Raw genomic sequence first — 20,563 nt, 5'->3', positions numbered from 1 at the left:
TAGGTTGGGTTCGCCACGGCGAACCCAACCTACGATATGTTACCAAAATTGTTGACTACCTATATTTCTGTGACATATGATCGGATCAAGGTCAGGGAGGACGCCCATGTACACGCAGGCCCTCAACGCCGCCGATCAGGCTGCCCGCCCAAGCGCCAAGGGGCCGGTCGAGGACGCCGCCCTCGCCGCCCGGTTCCAGGAGCGGATCGATGCCGAGGAGCGGATCGAGCCGAACGACTGGATGCCCGAGGCCTACCGCAAGACCCTGACCCGCCAGATCTCCCAGCACGCCCATTCCGAGATCGTCGGCATGCTGCCGGAGGGCAACTGGATCACCCGGGCGCCGACGCTGCGGCGCAAGGCGGCCCTGCTGGCCAAGGTGCAGGACGAGTGCGGCCACGGCCTGTACCTTTACGCCGCCGCCGAGACGCTGGGCACGGCGCGGGAGGAGCTGGTGGACCAGCTGCTGACCGGCCGCGCCAAGTACTCCTCGATCTTCAACTATCCGACCCTGACCTGGGCCGATATCGGCGCCATCGGCTGGCTGGTCGACGGCGCCGCGATCATGAACCAGATCCCGCTGTGCCGCTGCTCCTACGGGCCTTACGCCCGCGCCATGATCCGGGTGTGCAAGGAGGAGAGCTTTCACCAGCGCCAGGGCTACGAGATCATGGTCACCCTGGCCCGTGGCACGCCGGAGCAGAAGGCGATGGCGCAGGACGCGCTGGACCGCTGGTGGTGGCCCTGCCTGATGATGTTCGGCCCGCCGGATTCGGCCAGCCAGCACAGCGACACCTCGATGAAGTGGAAGATCAAGCGCTTCTCCAACGACGAGCTGCGCCAGAAGTTCATCGACGCCACCGTGCCGCAGGCCCGGTTCATCGGCCTGTTCCCGCCCGACCCGGAGCTGCGCTTCGACGAGGAGACCGGGCATTGGCGGCACGGGCCGATCGACTGGGAGGAGTTCAAGCGGGTGCTGGCCGGCAACGGCCCGTGCAACCGCGACCGGATGGCCGCGCGCCGCAAGGCGCATGACGACGGCGCCTGGGTGCGAGAGGCGGCGCTGGCCCATGCCGAAAAGCGCCGCGCCCGGGCGGCGGCCTGAGGGAGGAGACGCCATGACGACGCAGAATTTCCCCCTCTGGGAAGTCTTCATCCGCAGCCGCAACGGGCTGGCGCACAAGCATGTCGGGTCGCTGCACGCGGCGGACCCGACCATGGCGCTGCAGGCGGCGCGTGACCTCTACACCCGCCGCGGCGAGGGGCTGTCGATCTGGGTGGTGCCGTCCAACGCCATCACCGCGTCAGACCCCGCCGACAAGGGCATGATGTTCGAGCCGGCGGCCAGCAAGATCTACCGCCACCCGACCTTCTATGACGTGCCCGACGAGATCGGGCACATGTGATGATCACCGTCGCCGAGACGCCGCTGGTCCGCTACGCCCTGGCGCGGGCCGACGACGCCCTGATCCTGGGCCATCGCCTGTCGGAATGGTGCGGCCACGCACCGATGATGGAAGAGGACATGGCCCTGGCCAATATCGGGCTGGACCTGATCGGCCAGGCCCGCGCCCTCTACGGCTACGCCGCCGAGGTCGAGGCGGCGGGCAACGACGAGGACCGCTACGCCTATCTGCGCGACGTGCGGCAGTACCGCAACCTGCTGCTGGTCGAGCAGCCGAATGGCGACTTCGCCCGCACCATCGTCCGCCAGCTGTTCTATTCCGCCTTCGCCGATCCCTATTGGCGGGCGATGATCGCCTCGACCGACCCGACCCTGGCGGCGATCGCTGCGAAGTCGGAGAAGGAGAGCGCCTATCACCTGCGCCATGCCGCCGAATGGGTGATCCGCCTCGGCGACGGCACCGAGGAGAGCCACGCCCGGACGCAGGCGGCGGTGGAGGAGCTGTGGCCCTACACCGGCGAGATCTTCCTGCCGGACGAGGCCGAGCGTGGGCTGATCGCCCAGGGCGTCGCGGTCGATCCCGAGAGCCTGCGCGAGGCCTGGTCGCGCACGGTGGCCACGGTGCTGGCCGAGGCGACCCTGGCCGCCCCGCCCGCCGGTTGGTCCCAGCGCGGCGGCCGCGACGGCCGGCACAGCGAACATCTCGGCCATCTGCTGAGCGAGCTGCAATATCTGCAGCGGACCTATCCGGGGGCGACGTGGTGAGCAGGCAGACGGACCAGGCTTATGCGTTGCCTCTCCCGCTTGCGGGAGAGGTCGGAGCCGCGCCAGCGACTCCGGGTGAGGGGAGTTTGTCGAGGCCGGTGCCAGCCCTCACCCGGTCTCGCTCCGCGAGCCCGACCTCTCCCGCCACGCGGGAGAGGCAACGCAAAGAACTGGACTCGGACACTCTTCGCCGGCGCGCCCGGGAAGCCGCGGCCGCGGTGGTCGACCCGGAGCTGCCGGTGCTGACCATCGCCGATCTCGGCGTGTTGCGCGACGTGACGGTGCGGAATGGTCAGGTCGAGGTGGCGATCACCCCGACCTATTCCGGCTGCCCGGCGATGAGCGTCATCGCGCTGGAGATCGGGCTGGCGCTGGAGCGAGCGGGCATCGGCGGCGCCCGGGTGCGCACCGTGCTGTCGCCGGCCTGGACCACCGCCTGGCTGACGCCGGAAGGCCGCCGCAAGCTGGCCGAATACGGCGTGGCCCCGCCGCAGGACGGCGCCGGTCGGCGCGCCCTGTTCGGAGCCGAATCCGTGCCCTGCCCGCATTGCGGCTCGGCCCGGACCGAGCGGCTGTCGGAGTTCGGCTCGACCTCCTGCAAGGCGCTGTGGCGCTGCACCGACTGCCGCGAGCCGTTCGACTATTTCAAGTGCCACTGATGTCCGCCACGCCGCGCTTCCATCGCCTGACGGTCCAGGACGTGCGGCGCGAGACCGCCGACGCGGTCTCGATCGCCTTCGACGTGCCGGGCACGCTCGCCGACGACTACCGGTTCACGCCCGGCCAGTACCTGACCCTGCGCGCCACCGTCGACGGCGAGGATCTGCGCCGCTCCTACTCGATCTGCTCCGGCCCCGATGACGGCGAGTTGCGGATCGCGGTGAAGCGGGTCGAAGGCGGCGTGTTCTCCGACTGGGTCAACCGCATGCTGACGCCCGGCGACGCGATCGAGGTGATGACCCCGACCGGCCGCTTCGGCGCATCCGGCATTTCCGAGCAGCCACGGATTCATGTCGGCTTCGCCGCCGGGTCGGGCATCACCCCGGTGCTGTCGATCCTGCGCGGCGTGCTGGCGCGCGAGCCGGAGAGCCGCTTCTTCCTGTTCTACGGCAACCGCTCCACCGGCGAGATCCTGTTCCGCGAGGCGCTGGAGGAGCTGAAGGACCGCTTCCTCGGCCGGCTCTCGGTGTTCCACGTGCTGTCGCAGGAGGAGCAGGCCCTGCCGGTCCTCTCCGGCCGGCTGGACGGCGACAAGGCGCGGCGCCTGCTGCGTCTGGTGGTGCCGGCCGAGGCGGTCGACGAGGTCTATCTCTGCGGGCCGGAAGGCATGAGCCGCGAGATCCAGGCGGTGCTGACCGAGCTGGGCGTGGCACCCGAAAAGGTGCATGTCGAGCTGTTCGTCTCCGCCCTCGGCGGCCGGCCGCGGCCGAAACCCGTAGCCCCTGCCCCCGACGCGCCGAGCCGCACCGCCGTGCTGACCGTCGACGGCAAGCGCCGCGAGGTGCCGGTGGCGGACGGCGAGAGCATTCTGGACGCGGCCCTGCGCGCCGGCATGGACCTGCCCTATGCCTGCAAGGGCGGCATGTGCTCGACCTGCCGGGCCAGGCTGGTCGAAGGCGAGGCGGCGATGGACCTGAACTACTCGCTGGAGCCCTGGGAGCTCGAGGCCGGCTTCATCCTGACCTGCCAGTCGCATCCGAGGACCGACCGGGTGGTGGTGGACTACGACCAGGTGTGAGGTGGCCCGCCTTCTTCGTTGTCATTGCCGGACTTGACCCGGCAATCCAGGGGCCATCCAGAACGGCCTCGGCATTTCCTGGATGCCCGGGTCAAGCCCGGGCATGACAGAAAAGGGGGCATTGTCCGCCAGCTCACCCCTTCGGCCGCCTGTCGATCACCCGCTTCGCCTTGCCGGCGGAGCGTTCGATCGTGCCGGGGGGCTGGATCACCACCCGGGCGGAGACCCCGACCGTGTCCTTGATCCGCAGCGTCAGCCGCTCGGCCGCCACGGTCAGGCCGGCGCCGTCCCAATGCTCCGGCCGCGCCTCCGTCAGCACCGTCATCTCATCGAGCCGCCCGGGGCGGCTCAGTTCGATGAGAAAGTGGCCGCCGCACCAGTCGCAGGCCAGCAGCGCCTCCTCGATCTGGGTCGGGAAGACGTTGACGCCGCGCAGGATGATCATGTCGTCGGAACGGCCGGTCACCTTCTCCATCCGCCGCATGCCCGGCCGGGCAGAGCCGGGCAGCAGGCGGGTCAGGTCCCGCGTGCGGTAGCGGATGACCGGGAAGGCTTCCTTGGTCAGGGAGGTGAAGACCAGCTCGCCGATCTCGCCGTCCGGCAGCACCGTGCCGGTCTCGGGGTCGATCACCTCCGGCAGGAAATGGTCCTCCCAGACATGCAGCCCGTCCTTGGTCTCGACGCATTCCTGGGCGACGCCGGGGCCGATCACCTCCGACAGGCCGTAGATGTCGGTGGCGTCGAGGGCGAAGGCCTGCTCGATCTCCTGCCGCATCGCGTTGGTCCAGGGCTCCGCCCCGAAGATGCCGAAGCGCAGCGAGCTGTCGCGCGGGTCCAGCCCCCGGGCCCGGAAGCCGTCGAGAATCGCCAGCGCGTAGCTGGGCGTCACCATGATGATGTCGGGCCGGAAATCGGTGATCAGCTGGACCTGGCGCTCGGTCATGCCGCCCGACATCGGCACCACGGTGCAGCCCAGCCGCTCCGCCCCGTAATGGGCGCCCAAGCCCCCGGTGAACAGGCCGTAGCCATAGGCGACATGCACCATCATGCCGGACCGGCCGCCGGCGGCGCGGATCGAGCGCGCCATGACCTCCGCCCACATGTCGAGATCGGCCCGGGTGTAGCCGACCACGATCGGCTTGCCGGTGGTGCCGGAAGAGCCGTGGATACGGGCGATGCGCTCGCGCGGCACTGCGAACATGCCGAAGGGATAGGCGTCGCGCAGGTCCTGCTTGGTGGTGAAGGGGAACCTCGCCAGATCCAGCAGGTCGCGGAAATCGGACGGGTGCACGCCGGCGGCATCGAAGGCCCGGCGGTAATGCGGGACGTTGTCGTAGGCGTGGCGCAGCGTCCAGGACAGACGTTCGCGCTGCAGCGCCATGATCTCGTCGCGCGAGGCCCGTTCGGCCGCATCCAGCCCCGGGATCTCCGTCATCGTCTCCTCCCCGTGCTGCTTCTTAGTCTTCTGTCGCCCGGTCGATGAACGAGCCGCCGACGGTTCGGGAATGGCCGCGGAACTCGGCGATCACCGTCTCGCCGACCGCGACGCTGACGTCGTAGAGGCCCGAGCGGCCGGAGCGCGACACCTCCCGTGCCGTCGCCACCAGGCGGTCGCCGAGCGCACCGGGGCGCAGGAAGGTGATGCTGCAATGCGCCGCCACCGTGCGCTCTCCGCCGGAGTTGCAGGCGAAGGCGAAGGCCGAATCCGCCAGGGTGAAGATGAAGCCGCCATGGGCCGTGCCGTGGCCGTTGGTCATGTCCGGCCGGATGGTCATGGCCAGCCTGGCCCGCCCGGGTCCGACCTCCAGGATCTCCATGCCCAGCGCCCGGCTGGCGCCGTCGTCGCGCCACATCGTTTCGGCCGCGGCCTTCGCGACCGCCTCGGCCTCGGCCCCTGTCGTCGCCTTCATTCCGCCCGCCCCGTGAACCTGGCCGGCCGCTTCTCGATGAAGGCTCGCACGCCCTCGGCATAATCCGGTGTGCGCCCGGCCCGGCGCTGCAGGTCGCGCTCGAGGTCGAGCTGGGCGTCGAGGCTGTTGTCGGCCGATGCATCGAGCGCCTGCTTGATCAACGCCAGACCCTGGGTCGGCTGGGACGCCAGGTGGGCGGTCAGCGCCTCGGCCTCCATCATCAGCGCCCCGTCGTCCACCGCCTTCCAGATCAGGCCCCATTCCTCCGCCTTCTCCGCCGGCAGCGGCTCGGCCAAGAGCGCCAGGCCGCGAGCGCGGGCGGCGCCGACCAGCCGCGGCAGCACATAGGTGCCGCCGGAATCGGGCACCAGGCCGATCTTGGCGAAGGACTGGATGAACCTGGCGGAGCGCGCGGCCAGCACGATGTCGCAGGCCAGGGCGATGTTGGCCCCAGCCCCGGCGGCGACGCCGTTGACGGCACAGACCACCGGCTTCGGCAAGGCCCGCAGGCGGCGGATCAGCGGGTTGTACATCCCCTCCAGCGTGGCGCCGAGATCGGGCGCCTGGCCGCTGGTGGCGCGGTCGTTCAGATCCTGCCCGGCACAGAAGCCGCGCCCCGCCCCGGTCAGCAGCACCGCCCGGCAGCCGGCATCGGCCTCGACCCCGGTCAGCGCTTCGGCCAAGGCGCGGTGCATCTCCTCATTGAAGGAATTCAGCCGGTCCGGGCGGTTGAGCGTCAGGACGCTCCAGCCGTCACGGCGGTCGACCAGAACCGTTGGCTCCACGGGGCATCCTCCTCCAGCAGGGCCGGTTGCGCCGGGCCTCTTGAATTGAACGATCGGTCGGTTAATTCTTAGGCCCGAGACCCGGCCTGTCAATCGCCAACCGACGCCGAGGCCGGGGCATTGGGAGGACGCCATGACCGCCATCCTGCAGAACTACGCCGAGGACCGCTGGATCGCCCCGACCGAGGGGTTGGCCGACATCGCCAGCGCCATCGACGGCCGGGTGGTGGCCCGGCTGTCGAGCCGCGGCCTGGACTTCGCGGCGATGGTCGGCCATGCCCGAGAGGTCGGCGGCCCGGCGCTGCGCCGGCTGACCTTCCACCGGCGCGCCGACATGCTGAAGGCGCTGGCGCTGTACCTGTCCGAGCGCAAGGAGCCGCTCTATGCCCTCGCCGCCGACACCGGCGCCACGAAGCGCGACAACCTGATCGACATCGACGGCGGCATCGGCACCCTGTTCGCCTATGCCTCGCGCGGGCGGCGCGAGCTGCCGAGCGAGCGCTTCCTGCTGGAGGATGGAGTCGAGCGCCTGTCCAAGGGCGGCAGCTTCGTCGGCGTCCACGTGCTGACACCGCTGACCGGCGTCGCCGTGCACATCAACGCCTTCAACTTCCCGTGCTGGGGCCTCTTGGAGAAGCTGGCGCCGGCGATCCTGGCCGGGGTGCCGGTGATCACCAAGCCGGCCTCGGCCACCGCCTATGTCGCCGAAGCGCTGGTGAAGCTGATCACCGAGTCCGGCATCCTGCCCGCGGGCAGCCTGCAATTCGTGGCCGGCGGCGCCGGCGACCTGCTGGACCACCTGACCGGCCAGGACCTGGTGGCCTTCACCGGGTCGATCGAGACCTCGGAAAAGCTGCGCAACCACCCGGCGATCTCGCGCAACGCGGTGCGCTTCGTCGCCGAGCGGGATTCGCTGAACGCCGCGGTGCTGGGCCCGGACGCGACGCCGGGCACGCCGGAGTTCGACCTGTTCGTCAAGGAGGTGGTGCGCGAGATGACGGCGAAGGCCGGTCAGAAATGCACCGCCATCCGCCGCATCCTGGTGCCGCGGGCGCTGGAGAACGACGTCGTCGCCGCCCTGTCGCAGAAGCTGTCCGGCCTCGCCATCGGCGACCCGCGGCTGGAGAGCACGCGGATGGGACCGCTGGTCAGCACCGCCCAGCGCGACGACGTGCGCGCCCGCATCGCCGAGCTGGTGGAGGAGGCGGAGATCGTCTTGGGCGAGCCTGCCAACGACGCCCCCGGCGGCGCCTTCATGAACCCGGTGCTGCTGCGCTGCACCGACCCGGCCCGGGCGCGCAAGGTGCACACGGTCGAGGCCTTCGGGCCGGTGGCGACCGTGATCGCCTATGACGGGCTGGACCAGGCGGTGGAGCTGGTGCGCCGCGGCGAGGGCAGCCTGGTGGCCTCGGTCTTCACCCATGACAATGCGGTGGCCGATGCCCTGGTCTTCGGCCTGGCGCCGTTCCATGGCCGCATCCTGATCGTCGACCGCGACTGCGCCGGCGAATCGACCGGCCACGGCTCGCCCCTGCCCGGGCTGGTGCATGGCGGCCCCGGCCGCGCCGGCGGCGGCGAGGAGCTGGGCGGCATCCGCGGCGTGCATCACTACCTGCAGCGCACCGCCCTGCAGGGATCGCCGGCCCGCCTCTCCGCCCTGACCCGCACCTGGCTGCACGGCGCCCCGGCGCCGGTGCCAGCCACCCACCCGTTCCGCCGCAACTATGACGAGCTGACCATCGGCGAGACGGTGGAGACCGGGCCGCGCACCATCACGCTGGCGGACATCGAGCATTTCGCCGAATTCACCGGCGACGCCTTCTACGCCCATATGGATGAGGAGGCGGCCAGGGCGAACCCGTTCTTCCCCGGCCGGGTGGCGCATGGCTATCTGATCCTGTCCTTCGCCGCCGGCCTGTTCGTCGACCCGGCGCCCGGGCCGCTGCTGGCCAATTACGGCCTCGACAACCTGCGCTTCCTGAAGCCGGTGTCGCCCGGGGACTCGATCCGGGTGCGGCTGACGGTCAAGCGCAAGACCGCCGCCCGCATGCCGGAATACGGCGAGGTGCGCTGGGACGTCGAGGTGTTCAACCAGAATGACGAAACGGTCGCCCGCTACGACCTGCTGACCATGAGCGCCAGACCGGCGGCGGCCTGAGATCCCGCCTTTTGCGGGATTGCCGGCCGTGCCGTCGTGTTGTCACGGCAGAGCCTTGCCGGAGATCCCGATGGCGGACAGCAGCAGAGAGGAGGCGCGGCGGACGCGCATGGCCGCCCAGCGCACCACGATGACGGTGGACATGGCGGATTCGGCAGACCGCCGGACCGAACTGGCGGCGACGAGGACGGTGCTGGCGGCGGAACGGACCTACGCCTCCTGGACCCAGCTCGGCCTCGGCGCGCTGGCCGCCGGCATCGGCAGCCGCAAGCTGCTGGAAGGCCTGGTGGCGGAGTGGATGATCTTCGGCACCGGCATGCTGCTGGTGCTGTTCAGCGCCTTCTGCTTCGCCGCCGCGGTCTGGCGCAACCTGTCGCCGGGAGTGCCGCCGCCGCGGCCGGACGTGCAGCGCCTGCCCGCGGCCCTGCTGATCGCCGTCAACGGCTTCCTGGCCCTGGTCAGCGTCGCCGCCATGATCGGCGTCTGGCTCGGCCCGGTGACGGGCTGAGTGTGCCGGCCCGCGCCGGTGCGACAAGAAACGCCGGACATGGCTCCAAAGTAGTATTCCCCTGACGCGTGGAAGGCGCATCATGCTCATGATGCTCGCGGCCCGGAACCAAGGTCCGGGTCGAGGCGTCATCCCGGGAGAGCTTGCCCTGACTGGAGGAGCCTCATGAAGCGCTGGAAGACACCGAAGATCCGCGAAATCTCCGTGGGCTGCGAGATCAACGCCTACGCCTGCGCGACCGTGTAAGTCGACCAACCTCCGCCATGCGGCGGATCCGGCGAGGCTGCCGAAAGCGGGGCTGAGACCATGCGCATCGTCGTCCTCGGTTCCGCCGCCGGCGGAGGTTTTCCCCAATGGAACTGCAACGCGCCCACCAGCCGGGGGGTGCGAACAGGCAGTCTGCGCGCCAAACCGCGCACCCAGGCTTCCCTCGCCGTCAGTGCGGACGGCGAGCGTTGGCTGTTGCTGAACGCTTCCCCCGATTTCCGGCAGCAGGTGGCGGCGACGCCGGCGCTGTGGCCGCAGCAGGGGCTGCGCCATTCCCCGATCGCGGCGGTGATCCTGACCAGCGGCGAGATCGATCACGTCGCCGGGTTGCTGTCGATGCGCGAATCCCAGCCCTTCGCCCTGTGGGCGGCGCCGCCGGTGCTGGCCGCCCTGGCCGCGAATCCGATCTTCGACGCGCTGAGCCCCCGTTCCGTCGAGCGCCACGCCGTGGTGCCGAACGGCCCCTTCCCGATCGCCGGCCCCGGCGGCGGGCTGGGCCTGACCATCACCGCCTTTCCGGTCCCGGGCAAGGTGCCGCTGTACCTCGAGGGCCAGGCCGGCGACGACCTGTCCGGCGCGCCGGACGAGACGCTGGGGCTGGAGATCGCCGCCGACGGCGCGCGGTTCCACTACATCCCCGGCTGCGCCGCGATGACGCCGCAGCTGCGGGCCCGGCTGCAGGGATCGCCGCTGGTGTTCTTCGACGGCACGCTGTGGCGCGACGACGAGCTGATCACGACCGGCGTCGGCGCCAAGACCGGCCGACGGATGGGCCATATGAGCATCGACGGCCCGGACGGCACGATCGCGGCCTTCGCCGATCTCGACGCCCGGCGCCGGATCCTGATCCATGTGAACACCACCAACCCCGTCCTGATCGAGGACTCGCCCGAGCGCGCCGCCCTGGCCGAAGCCGGCTGGGAGGTGGCGGAGGACGGCATGGAGATCGCCCTGTGAGGATGCGCCGATGACCGAGCTCATGACCCCCGACCGGCTTGAGGCGGCGCTGCGCGCGATCGGGCGCGAGCGGTACCACGACCGCCATCCCTTCCACGCCCTGCTGCACGGCGGCAAGCTGGACCGAGGGCAGGTGCAGGCCTGGGCGCTGAACCGCTACTACTACCAGAGCCGTATCCCGCTGAAGGATTCCGCCCTGATGTCGCGTGTCGAGGATCCGGCGCTGCGCCGCGCCTGGCGCCAGCGCGTGGTCGACCATGACGGCGAGCAGGAGGGCGAAGGCGGCATCGCCCGCTGGCTGCACCTGACCGATGCGTTGGGGCTGGACCGCGCCCAGGTGATCGACGGCCGCGGCATCCTGCCGGCCACCCGCTTCGCGGTCGACGCCTATGTCCGCTTCGTGCGCGAGCGCACGCTGCTGGAGGCCATCGCCTCCTCCCTGACCGAGCTGTTCGCGCCGACCATCATCGGCAACCGCGTCGCCGGCATGCTGGCGAATTACGACTTCGTGTCGCGCGAGGCCCTGGCCTATTTCGACAAGCGCCTGACCCAGGCGCCGCGCGACGCCGATTTCGCCCTCGACTACGTCAAGCGCGAGGCGCGGCGGCCGGACCAGCAGCAGGACGTGATGAACGCGCTGATCTTCAAATGCGACGTGCTGTGGGCCCAGCTGGACGCGCTGCACCACGCCTATGTCGAGCCCGGCAACATCCCGCCCGGCGCCTTCGTGCCCGAGGGGCGGCGGTGACGACGGCGACCGAAGACGACTTCCCTCGCCCGCGGCTGGCGCCGGGATCGCGGCTGCGCTGGGACGAGGCGCGGCAGAGCTGGGTGCTGCTGGCGCCGGAGCGGGTGATCCTGCTGGACGAGATCGCCTACGAGATCGTCCGGCGCTTCGATGGCACCCATACCTTCGGCGATGTCGTCACCGACCTGGTCGAACAATTCGAGGCCGATCCGGACGAGGTCGAAGCCGATGTCGCCCGGCTGCTGGACGACCTCCTGACCAAGCGGGTCATGTTGCCATGAACCACATCGCCCCCCGCCTCGAGCCACCTCTCGCCGCGCTCCTGGAGCTGACGCATCGCTGCCCGCTGCAATGCCCCTACTGCTCCAACCCGCTGGAGATGGACCGGGCGCGCGACGAGCTGTCGACCGAGGAGTGGCTGCGGGTGATCCGGGAGGCGGCGGATCTCGGCATCCTGCAGGTGCATTTCTCCGGCGGCGAGCCGACCGTGCGGCGCGACCTGGAGGATCTCGTCCGCGGCGCCCGGGAGGCCGGCCTCTACAGCAACCTGATCACCTCCGGCGTCGCCATCGACCGCGACCGCTTCCACGGCCTGGTCGAGGCCGGGCTGGACCATGCCCAGCTGAGCATCCAGGACACCGAAGCGCAGTCGGCGGAGCGCATCGGCCATTATCCCGGGGCGCAGCCGAAGAAGCTGGCCTTCGCCGGCTGGGTGCGGGAGGAAGGCCTGCCGCTGACCCTGAACGCGGTCGTCCACCGGCAGAATCTCGACCGGCTGGGCGAGATGATCGAGCTGGCGGTCGAGATCGGCGCCGCGCGGATCGAGGTCGCCCATGTCCAGTACTATGGCTGGGCCCTGCACAACCGCGACGCGCTGATGCCGAGCCGGGAGCAGCTGGACCGGGCCAGCGCCGTGGTCGAGGCGGCGCGGGAGCGGCTGCGCGGCGCCCTGGTGATCGACTATGTCGTGCCGGACTACTACGCCCGGCGACCCAAGGCCTGCATGGGCGGCTGGGGCCGGCGCTTCCTGAACATCACGCCGTCGGGCAAGGTGCTGCCCTGCCATGCCGCCGAGACCATTCCCGGCCTCGGCTTCGAATCGGTGCGCGACCAGCCGCTGGCCCGGATCTGGGCGGCGTCGGACGCGTTCCAGCGCTTCCGCGGCACCGCCTGGATGCCGGAGCCGTGCCGCAGCTGTTCGCAGCGCGAGGTCGACTGGGGCGGCTGCCGCTGCCAGGCCCTGGCGTTGACCGGCCAGGCCGACGCGACCGACCCGGCCTGCGTGCTGTCGCCCTTCCACGACGCCATGCTGGGGCTGGCCGAGACCGCGGCGCACAGCGAGGCGCCGCCCGACTTCGTCTACCGGCGCATGCGCAGCCCCGTGGAGCCGGCGTCACGGGGGTGATCGCCCGCAAGTCGATATTTCGATCTGGTACTGTCGATTCCGTCCACTCCGCCACGACCATGGCTGCGAGGTGATCAACCCGCGACCCGTGCCGGACAGGAGGCAGCGCCGTGAAGCTCTATTATTCTCCGAACCTCAACCCGCGCGTCGCCGTGGCGGTGGCGAAATATCTCGGCTCGCCGGTCGAGTTCGTCCGCGCCCGCCCGATGGACCCGCGCTACCGGGAGGAGTTCCGGCCGCTGAACCCGAACACCCGGGTGCCGATCCTGGTCGAGGAGGGCCGTGCCCCGCTGTGGGAGACCGACGCCATCGCCTACCGGCTGTCGACCCTGGCCGGCGGCGAGTTCTGGCCGACCGACGAGCGCATGGTCGAGATGCTGCGCTGGGTCAGCTGGGGCCCCCATCACTTCACCCGGGCCGGCGACGTGTTCTATTTCGAGAACCTGATCCGGCCGCAATTCATGTCGCGGCCCGCCAACCAGAAGGCTCTGGACGACGCCGCCGAGGATCTGGCCGTCTGCAGCCCCGTGCTCGACGAGATCCTGGCCGGCCGCACCTGGCTGGTCGGCGACCGCCCGACCTATGCCGACTTCCGGGTGGCGACCGCCCTGCCCTTCGCCGAGCGCGCCGGGATCCCGGTGACGCAGTACGCCCATATCATGCGCTGGCACGACCGGCTGAACCGGATCGACGCCTGGCGCGACCCGTTCGCCGGGCTGGCGGTCGAGACCTGACCGGCGGGCGGGCTTCCGGAACCGGGGCTGCCGCGGGCTCATTGTCGTCGATAAAGGCCGCGCCGCCACGGCGGCCGCGGTCCCCGACACAATCTGGAGCCAGGCGATGCAAGCAGACAGCCAGCCCGCCAGCCTGCCCGACGTCAAGCGCCGCGCCTTCCTGGGCATCACCGCCGCCACCGCGGCCTTCCCGCTCGCCGGTCCCGGCCCGGCGCTCGCCGAGAGAGCCGAGCGCACGGCCTCGCGGGATGGCGGCCGGCTGGTGCCGGTGACGCTCAGGATCAACGGCCAGGACCACAGCCTTGCCCTCGACGGCCGGACCACCCTGCTCGACGCCCTGCGCGAGCATGTCGGCCTGACCGGCTCGAAGAAGGGCTGCGATCACGGGCAGTGCGGAGCCTGCACCGTGCTGCTGGACGGAAGGCGTGTGCTGTCCTGCTTCGTCCTCGCCGTCATGGCGGAGGAGCACGAGGTCACCACGATCGAAGGGCTGGCGCCCGACGGGGCCCTGCATCCGATGCAGCAGGCCTTCATCGACCACGACGCCTTCCAGTGCGGCTACTGTACGCCCGGGCAGATCATGTCCGCCGTCGCCTGTGTCGAGGAGGGACATGCCGGCAGCGAGGCCGAGATCCGCGAATACATGAGCGGCAATCTGTGCCGCTGCGCCGCCTATCCGAACATCGTCGCCGCCGTCCTTCAGGCCAAGCCCCAGATGGAGGGCTGAGATGCGCCCCTTCGACTACGACCGTGCCGCCTCGGCGCAGGAGGCGGTCCGTGCCGCCGCCGGACACGCCGCGCAGTTCATCGCCGGCGGCACCACGCTGCTGGACCTGATGAAGCTCGACGTGATGCGGCCGGAGCGGCTGATCGACATCACCGGCATCGGCGAGAACCGGATCGAGAGCACGGCGCGGGGCCTGCGTCTCGGCGCCACGGCCCGGATGGCGGATGTCGCCGCGGACGAGGACATCCGGCGGGACTATCCGGTTGTGGCGCAGTCGCTCGACCTCGCCGCCAGCCAGCAGCTGCGCAACATGGCGACGCTGGGAGGCAACCTGCTGCAGCGCACCCGCTGCCCCTATTTCCGCGACACTTCCTGGGCCGAATGCAACAAGCGCGCGCCCGGATCGGGTTGCGCCGCGATCCAGGGCGTCAACCGCCAGCATGCGGTGCTGGGCACCAGCGACGCCTGCATCGCGACCTATCCCGGGGACTTCGCACAGGCGCTGATCGCGCTGGACGCGACGCTCGACATCGTCGGGCCGGACGGCGCCCGCACCATGCCGGTCTCCGAATTGCACCGCCTGCCGGACGGCGAGCCGCATCGCGAGACCCGGCTCGGCCCCGGCGAGGTCATCACCGCGATCGACGTGCCCGGCGGCCCGTGGACCCGCAGGTCCCTCTACCTGAAGATCCGGGACCGGGAATCCTTCGCCTTCGCGCTCGCCTCCGCCGCCGTGGCGCTCGACATCGCCGACGGGACGGTGCGCGAGGCCCGGATCGCGCTGGGCGGGGTGGCGACGGTGCCGTGGCGGGCCCGCGCCGCCGAGGCGGCGCTGAAGGGCAAGCCGCTCGACGAGGATGCGGCCGAAGCGGCGGCGCAGGCGGCCTTCGCCTCGGCCCGGCCGCAGCGGCACAACGCGTTCAAGGTGGAACTCGGGCGCCGCACGCTGGTGCGCGCCTTGCTGCAGACCGCAAGGATGGAGGCGTGACATGGTGAGAGCCGCCCCCGAGCCCGGCCCCAATATGGGCCGCCCCGAGCCGCGAATCGACGGCCGCCGCAAGGTGACCGGCGAGGCGCGCTACCCGTCCGACGCCCCGGTGCAGAACCCGGCCTATGCCGTGCTGGTCACCAGCGCGGTGGCCAAGGGCGAGATCGCCGGCATCGAGCTGGAGGACGCGAAGGCCGTGCCCGGCGTGCTCGACATCCTCACCTGGCGCGACGCGCACGGCCAGGTCGCGCCGATGAAGCATTTCACCGCCGGCGGCTATGCCTCGACCACGATCCGCCCGCTCGACAGCGCCCGGATCTGGCATGACGGCCAGATCGTGGCCATGGTCACCGCCGAGACCTTCGAGGCCGCACGGGATGCGGCGCACAGGGTGCGGCTGCAGTACCGCGCCGACCCGGCGCCGAGCTGGGGCTTCGACGCGCCGGGCGTCGACACGGTCGCCGCGGCCGAGGCCAGCGAGTCGCATGAGGACCCCGCGGTCGGCGACGTGGATGCGGCCGCGAGGAGCGCCGCCGCGACGGTCGAGGCCGAATATGCGACGCCGATCGAGCATCACAACCCGATCGAGCTGTTCACCACCACCTGCGCCTGGGATGGGGTGCGGCTGACGATCCACGAGCCGAGCCAGATCGTCTATGGCCTGAAGCACGGCGTGGCGCAGCAGCTCGGCCTCGACCCGGAGAACGTCCAGGTGGTCAGCCCCTTCGTCGGCGGCGCCTTCGGGTCGAAGGCCTCGGTCACGCCGCGCACCGCCCTGACGGCGATCGCCGCCCGCCGGGTCGGCCGGCCGGTGAAGCTGACGACCAGCCGCACCCAGGGCTTCACCACCACCAGCTACCGGGCCGAGACCCGGCACCGGGTGAAGCTCGCCGCCGGCAAGGACGGCCGTCTGGTCGCGCTCGACCACGAGGGGTGGGAGGTCACCTCCCGGCCCGATTCCTACATGGTCGCCGGCACCGATACGACGACGCGGATGTACGCCGCGCCGAACGTCCGCTCCAAGGTCCACGTCGTCCACGCCGACCGCGGCACGCCCGGCTTCATGCGCGCCCCGGCCGAGGTGCCCTACATGTACGCGCTGGAGAGCGCGATGGACGAGCTGGCGGTGAAGCTGGACATGGATCCGGTGGAGCTGCGGCGCGTCAATGACACAGTGGCCGAGCCGATCAAGAACGTGCCCTACAGCAGCCGGTCCCTGATGCCCTGCTACGACACCGCCGCCGCGACTTTCGGCTGGGCCCGGCGCGACCCGCGGCCCGGATCGATGCGCGACGGCGACTGGCTGGTCGGCTGGGGCTGCGCCACCGCCTGCTATCCGAGCCTGATCGCCGCCGCCTCGGCCCGCGTCCGGCTGCTGGGCGACGGCCGGGTCCAGGTGGCGACGGCCGCCCACGACCTCGGCACCGGGGCCTACACCGTGATCGGGCAGGCGGCGGCGGAGCGGCTGGGCCTGCCGCTCGACCGGGTCGAGGTGGTGCTGGGCGACACGGCGCTGCCGCCCGCCCCGGTCGCCGGCGGGTCGAACATGACCGCGAGCGTCTGCACGGCGGTGATCAAGGCCTGCGATGCGATCCGCGAGACCCTGTTCCGCGCCAAGGCGGGCCGGGACAACGATCTGTCGGGCTACGACCTGCGCGACGGCCGGCTGGTCGGCCCGGACGGGCAGGCCGAGGAGCTGCACGCGGCGTTTGGCCGGATCGGCGCCGGGGCGATCGAGGAATACGCCGAGTCCGTACCCAAGGGCCTGCCGCCCGGCTCGATCGACAAGCTGTACCGCGGCGCCAACGCGCTGGCCGGCGGCCCGAAGGGCGAGGACTTCATCCGCTATGCCTTCGGGGCCGAGTTCGTCGAGATCCGGATCCATGCCCGCACCCGCGAGATCCGGGTGCCGCGCATGGTCGGCGCCTTCGCCGCCGGGCGGATCATGAACCCGCGCACCGCCCGCAGCCAGCTGATGGGCGGGATGATCTGGGGCGTCGGCTCGGCCCTGCACGAGAAGACCGAGATCGACGAGCGCAGCGCCCGCTTCGTCAACACCGACATCGCCGAATACCTGATCCCGGTGAACGCCGATATCGGCGAGGTCGACGTCATCCTGGTCCCCGAGCGGGACGACAGGGTCAATACCGCCGGCATCAAGGGGCTGGGCGAGTTGGGCAATGTCGGCACCGCGGCCGCCGTCGCCAACGCCGTATACCACGCGACCGGCAAGCGGATCAGGAGCCTGCCGATCCGGATCGAGGACCTGCTGGCGTGACCGGCGACGGATCCGGCCCGCCCGACCTGGAGCCGCGCACGGGCTCCCCGAGCCCCGGCCTGAGCGAGGAGGAGTTTCGGCGGCGCTTCCTCGGCCAGTTCCAGGATCCCGCCTTCGATCCCCTGCAGGAGGAGGTCGGCCGGATCGCCGCCGCGGCGTGGGATGCCTACAGCCATTCGCGGAAGAGCCCGCGGACGCGGAAGGCCGGGCCGGGCTTCGCCGATCCCGACTACGACCTGTCGGTCGACTGGATCGCGGCGCGGGAGGCGATCCGGGACGCGGAGCACCAGCATGCCGATCCTGCCCTCCCCGCCCGGATCCTGCTGATCAGCGGGTCCTCGCGCAGCGAGCACACCTGCCCGGGCGAGATCTCGAAAAGCTATCGGCTGATGGAGACGGCCCGAGAGGTCTTCGCCGCCGCCGCGGGGGTCGAGACCGATCTGCTCGACCTCAGCCGGCTGGCCTCGGAGTACGGACGGCACATCCATCCCTGCAAGGCCTGCTTCTCGACCGCGCCCGCCCTCTGCCACTGGCCCTGCTCCTGCTACCCGAACCATTCGCTGGGCCAGGTGCAGGACTGGATGAACGAGATCTATCCGCTCTGGGTCGCGGCGCACGGGGTCATGATCGTGACGCCGGTGAACTGGTACCAGGTCTCCTCGCCGGTGAAGCTGATGATGGACCGGCTGGTCTGCGCCGATGGCGGCAACCCGGATCCGACCCTGACCCAGGGCAAGGACGCCAAGCGGGCCAAGGAGATCGAGATGGCGGGCTGGGACTATCCCCGGCACCTCGCCGGCCGCCACTTCGCCGTAGTGGTGCACGGCGATGTCGAGGGCGTCGAAGGCGTGCGCCGCAGCCTGTCCGACTGGCTGAGCTACATGCATCTCGTCCCGGCCGGGCCGCTGGCGGAGGTCGACCGCTACATCGGCTACTGGGAGCCCTACGCCACCAGCCACGCCGCGCTGGATGCCGATGCGGCGATCCGCGAGGAGGTGCGGAACGCCGCGCGGACCTTGCTGGAGGCGGTGCTGGCCAGCCGCGCCGGCCGCCAGGTCGCCGCCGGCACGACGCTGCGGGAGCCGCGGCAGAAGTAGGGCTGCCGCGACGCGCCTCAGCGGGTCGGCCTGACCGGCCCGGTGCCGGCGCCGGTGCGTTCGATCGCCGCGGCGATCTCGTCGACATCCTCCGGCGTCAGCTCCAGCGTGGCGGCGTCGAGCCAGCCGTCGACCTGCTCCGGGCTGCGGGCGCCGACGATGGCGGCGGTGACCGCCGGCCAGGCCAGGGTCCAGGCCACAGCCACCGCGGCGACGGAGGTGCCGTGGCGCGCCGCCACCGGCTTCAGCGCCTCGGCCAGCGCCAGGTTCCGGGCCAGGCCGTCGCCGGTGAAATGCGGCGAGCGCGAGCGCCAGTCGTCCTTCGGCAGCGCCGCCGCCCGTTCCGCCGTGAAGGCGCCGGTCAAGAGGCCGGACTGCATCGGGCTGTAGACGATGACGCCGGTGTCGTGCTTCGCGCACCAGGGCAGCTCCGCCCCCGCGATGTCGCGCCGGATGGCCGAGAAGGGCGGCTGCAGCGTGTCGACATGGCCGACCGCCTCCGCCCGGGTCAGCAGCTCGACATCGTGGTTGGACAGGCCGACCGCCCGCACCTTCCCTTCCTTCTTCAGGTCGAGGAAGGTCTGCCAAAGGGTCTCGATCGAGGTGCCGTCCTCGGCCGGCCAGTGCAGCTGGTACAGGTCGATCCGCTCGACCCCGAGGCGGCGCAGCGAGGCCTCGACCTCGCGCCGCAGGCTGTCCGGGGCGCCGACGCGCTTCGGCGGGGCGGTGCGAGCCGATTCGTCCCAGATCAGCCCGCCCTTGGTGAAGACATAGGGCCGCCTGTCCGCCGGTATCTCGCGCAGGGCGCGGCCGACGATCTCCTCGGAATGGCCCAGGCCGTAGACGGCGGCCGTGTCGATCCAGTTGATGCCGACATCGGCGGCGTGGCGGATCGCCGCCACCGAGGCGTCGTCGTCCTGCTCGCCCCAGGCCGCGGCCCAGCCGGCGCCGCCAATCGCCCAGGCGCCGAAGCCGACCCGGGTGATCGCCATGTCGGTGGTGCCGAAACGCCGTGTCGGCAGATGCGTGTGGCCTTCGCTCATCGGTCTGCTCCCGTCATGTCCGGCACCAAGGATGGGGACATCACATTCAGCTTTCCAATTGAATGTTCAGATCACATTCAGCATGATTGAAGAACAATCGGCGCGATCGGGCAGACCATGGATCTGAGGCAGCTGGAGCATTTCCTGGCGGTGGCGGAGGAGCAGCATTTCACCCGCGCCGCCCGGCGGGGGAACATCGTCCAGTCCGGCCTGTCGGCCTCGATCCGGGCGCTGGAGGAGGAGCTGGGCGCGCCCCTGTTCATCCGCAGCACGAGGCGGGTGGACCTGACCGCCGCCGGCCGGGTGCTGGCCGAGGAGGCGCGGCGGGTGCTGGCCGCGGCGCAGGGCGCCCGCGACGCCGTCGCCGCGGTGCAGGGGCTGGCCCGCGGCCGTCTGGCGATCGGCACCACCCACAGCCTGGCGCCCTTCGTCGACCTGCCGGCCCTCTTGGCCCGCTTCCACGCCGCCCATCCGGGGGTCGAGATCCGGCTGTGCCAGGGCGGGTCCGACCGGCTGTTCGAGAAGCTGCGCGACAGCCGGGTGGACCTGGCCTTCGTGCCGATGCAGCCGGCGCCGCCCCCCGACGTCCATGCCACCATGCTGGCCTGCGAGGAGCTGGTGGCCGCCTGCAGCCACGACCATCCGCTGGCGGGCCGCAAGAACGTACCCCTGAGCCGGCTGGGCCGCGAGACCTTCGTCGACTTCCAGACCGACTGGGGCACGCGGCAGCTGGTCGACCAGGCCTTCGCCCGGATCCGGGTGGAACGCCGCACCGGCTTCGAGGTCAACGACCTGCCGACCGCGCTGGACCTCGTCGCCCTCGGCCTCGGCATCGCCCTGGTGCCGGAGGAGATCGTCGCCGCCCATCCGGCCGACCCGCACCGGCCGCCCTTGGCGGTGGCGACGCTGGCCCCGCCCGAGATCTGCTGGGAGCTGGGCGTCGCCCATGCCGAGCGCGGCGCCGGGGACGGCCCGGTCAACCCCGCGGCACGGGAATTCCTCGCGCTTCTGATGGACTCGCACCGCGTCGCCGCGGCGGCGTGAGGCGCC

The 20,563-nt window shown here is 71.1% G+C and carries 22 protein-coding genes; 18 read left to right on the top strand and 4 right to left on the bottom strand.

All coding sequences use genetic code 11. From position 1 onward, the window contains the following. The first annotated feature begins 106 nt into the window (after positions 1 to 106). The 5 genes from paaA to paaE all read left to right on the top strand — a co-directional run bounded on the left by paaA (position 107) and on the right by paaE (position 3,908). Positions 107 to 1,105, top strand: coding sequence for a 1,2-phenylacetyl-CoA epoxidase subunit PaaA (paaA, locus tag LG391_RS26065; RefSeq protein ID WP_225770973.1), 999 nt, complete (start codon positions 107 to 109; stop codon positions 1,103 to 1,105). 13 nt (positions 1,106 to 1,118) lie between these two features. After that, positions 1,119 to 1,406 (top strand): 1,2-phenylacetyl-CoA epoxidase subunit PaaB, encoded by a 288-nt coding sequence (gene paaB / locus LG391_RS26060; protein WP_138888754.1) that lies wholly within the window; start codon positions 1,119 to 1,121, stop codon positions 1,404 to 1,406. Then, positions 1,406 to 2,170, top strand: coding sequence for a 1,2-phenylacetyl-CoA epoxidase subunit PaaC (gene paaC, locus LG391_RS26055; RefSeq protein WP_225771255.1), 765 nt, complete (start codon positions 1,406 to 1,408; stop codon positions 2,168 to 2,170). The genes paaB and paaC overlap by 1 nt, the downstream gene beginning before the upstream one ends. Before the next feature lie 170 nt (positions 2,171 to 2,340). Then, entirely contained in the window at positions 2,341 to 2,829 is a 489-nt protein-coding gene (paaD, locus tag LG391_RS26050) for a 1,2-phenylacetyl-CoA epoxidase subunit PaaD (RefSeq protein WP_225771254.1), read from the top strand. Further along, positions 2,829 to 3,908, top strand: coding sequence for a 1,2-phenylacetyl-CoA epoxidase subunit PaaE (gene paaE / locus LG391_RS26045; protein WP_225770972.1), 1,080 nt, complete (start codon positions 2,829 to 2,831; stop codon positions 3,906 to 3,908). Before paaD ends, paaE begins: the two co-directional genes overlap by 1 nt. A gap of 133 nt (positions 3,909 to 4,041) precedes the next feature. Here the strand turns inward: paaE and paaK are convergent, their stop codons facing one another. Genes paaK through paaG form a run of 3 tightly spaced genes read right to left on the bottom strand, consistent with a single transcriptional unit; the run spans position 4,042 to position 6,603 of the window. Then, a complete protein-coding gene (paaK, locus tag LG391_RS26040) occupies positions 4,042 to 5,343 on the bottom strand; it encodes a phenylacetate--CoA ligase PaaK (protein WP_225770971.1) in 1,302 nt (433 codons plus the stop codon). A 22-nt stretch (positions 5,344 to 5,365) separates the two neighbouring features. After that, positions 5,366 to 5,818 (bottom strand): hydroxyphenylacetyl-CoA thioesterase PaaI, encoded by a 453-nt coding sequence (paaI, locus tag LG391_RS26035; RefSeq protein WP_225770970.1) that lies wholly within the window; start codon positions 5,816 to 5,818, stop codon positions 5,366 to 5,368. Then, the gene (paaG, locus tag LG391_RS26030) at positions 5,815 to 6,603 is read right to left on the bottom strand and encodes a 2-(1,2-epoxy-1,2-dihydrophenyl)acetyl-CoA isomerase PaaG (RefSeq protein ID WP_225770969.1); all 789 of its coding nucleotides are present in this window, start codon (positions 6,601 to 6,603) and stop codon (positions 5,815 to 5,817) included. The genes paaI and paaG overlap by 4 nt, the downstream gene beginning before the upstream one ends. Positions 6,604 to 6,736: 133 nt before the next feature. Between paaG and paaZ the strand changes: the two genes are divergently transcribed. The 12 genes from paaZ to LG391_RS25970 all read left to right on the top strand — a co-directional run bounded on the left by paaZ (position 6,737) and on the right by LG391_RS25970 (position 18,470). After that, entirely contained in the window at positions 6,737 to 8,761 is a 2,025-nt protein-coding gene (gene paaZ / locus LG391_RS26025; RefSeq protein ID WP_225770968.1) for a phenylacetic acid degradation bifunctional protein PaaZ, read from the top strand. 70 nt (positions 8,762 to 8,831) lie between these two features. Then, positions 8,832 to 9,269, top strand: coding sequence for a YidH family protein (locus LG391_RS26020; protein ID WP_225770967.1), 438 nt, complete (start codon positions 8,832 to 8,834; stop codon positions 9,267 to 9,269). A 165-nt stretch (positions 9,270 to 9,434) separates the two neighbouring features. Next, positions 9,435 to 9,515: a pyrroloquinoline quinone precursor peptide PqqA gene (pqqA, locus tag LG391_RS35080; RefSeq protein WP_034852526.1), complete on the top strand. Its 81-nt coding sequence runs from the start codon at positions 9,435 to 9,437 to the stop codon at positions 9,513 to 9,515. A gap of 60 nt (positions 9,516 to 9,575) precedes the next feature. Next, a complete protein-coding gene (pqqB, locus tag LG391_RS26010; RefSeq protein ID WP_225770966.1) occupies positions 9,576 to 10,493 on the top strand; it encodes a pyrroloquinoline quinone biosynthesis protein PqqB in 918 nt (305 codons plus the stop codon). A gap of 10 nt (positions 10,494 to 10,503) precedes the next feature. Continuing rightward, complete coding sequence (pqqC, locus tag LG391_RS26005; RefSeq protein ID WP_225770965.1) at positions 10,504 to 11,241, top strand: pyrroloquinoline-quinone synthase PqqC; 738 nt, start codon at positions 10,504 to 10,506, stop codon at positions 11,239 to 11,241. Continuing rightward, positions 11,238 to 11,522 (top strand): pyrroloquinoline quinone biosynthesis peptide chaperone PqqD, encoded by a 285-nt coding sequence (pqqD, locus tag LG391_RS26000; protein WP_225770964.1) that lies wholly within the window; start codon positions 11,238 to 11,240, stop codon positions 11,520 to 11,522. The genes pqqC and pqqD overlap by 4 nt, the downstream gene beginning before the upstream one ends. Next, positions 11,519 to 12,646: a pyrroloquinoline quinone biosynthesis protein PqqE gene (gene pqqE, locus LG391_RS25995; protein ID WP_225770963.1), complete on the top strand. Its 1,128-nt coding sequence runs from the start codon at positions 11,519 to 11,521 to the stop codon at positions 12,644 to 12,646. The genes pqqD and pqqE overlap by 4 nt, the downstream gene beginning before the upstream one ends. Positions 12,647 to 12,756: 110 nt before the next feature. Continuing rightward, positions 12,757 to 13,380, top strand: coding sequence for a glutathione S-transferase family protein (locus LG391_RS25990; protein WP_225770962.1), 624 nt, complete (start codon positions 12,757 to 12,759; stop codon positions 13,378 to 13,380). Between the two features lie 106 nt (positions 13,381 to 13,486). Beyond that, positions 13,487 to 14,107 (top strand): (2Fe-2S)-binding protein, encoded by a 621-nt coding sequence (locus LG391_RS25985; RefSeq protein WP_225770961.1) that lies wholly within the window; start codon positions 13,487 to 13,489, stop codon positions 14,105 to 14,107. A gap of 1 nt (position 14,108) precedes the next feature. After that, positions 14,109 to 15,095, top strand: coding sequence for a xanthine dehydrogenase family protein subunit M (locus tag LG391_RS25980; RefSeq protein WP_225770960.1), 987 nt, complete (start codon positions 14,109 to 14,111; stop codon positions 15,093 to 15,095). A 1-nt stretch (position 15,096) separates the two neighbouring features. Next, positions 15,097 to 17,373: a xanthine dehydrogenase family protein molybdopterin-binding subunit gene (locus LG391_RS25975; RefSeq protein ID WP_225770959.1), complete on the top strand. Its 2,277-nt coding sequence runs from the start codon at positions 15,097 to 15,099 to the stop codon at positions 17,371 to 17,373. Then, positions 17,370 to 18,470, top strand: coding sequence for a flavodoxin family protein (locus LG391_RS25970; RefSeq protein WP_225770958.1), 1,101 nt, complete (start codon positions 17,370 to 17,372; stop codon positions 18,468 to 18,470). Before LG391_RS25975 ends, LG391_RS25970 begins: the two co-directional genes overlap by 4 nt. Before the next feature lie 17 nt (positions 18,471 to 18,487). On the opposite strand, the gene LG391_RS25965 is transcribed toward LG391_RS25970, so the two are convergent. After that, positions 18,488 to 19,513, bottom strand: coding sequence for an aldo/keto reductase (locus LG391_RS25965; protein WP_225770957.1), 1,026 nt, complete (start codon positions 19,511 to 19,513; stop codon positions 18,488 to 18,490). 117 nt (positions 19,514 to 19,630) lie between these two features. Between LG391_RS25965 and LG391_RS25960 the strand changes: the two genes are divergently transcribed. Then, entirely contained in the window at positions 19,631 to 20,557 is a 927-nt protein-coding gene (locus tag LG391_RS25960; RefSeq protein WP_225770956.1) for a LysR family transcriptional regulator, read from the top strand. The last annotated feature ends 6 nt before the right edge of the window (positions 20,558 to 20,563 follow it).

Origin of the sequence: Inquilinus sp. Marseille-Q2685 (assembly GCF_916619195.1) — a bacterium.
GTDB lineage: Bacteria > Pseudomonadota > Alphaproteobacteria > DSM-16000 > Inquilinaceae > Inquilinus.
This window is presented reverse-complemented; position numbering and strand designations above follow the sequence as displayed.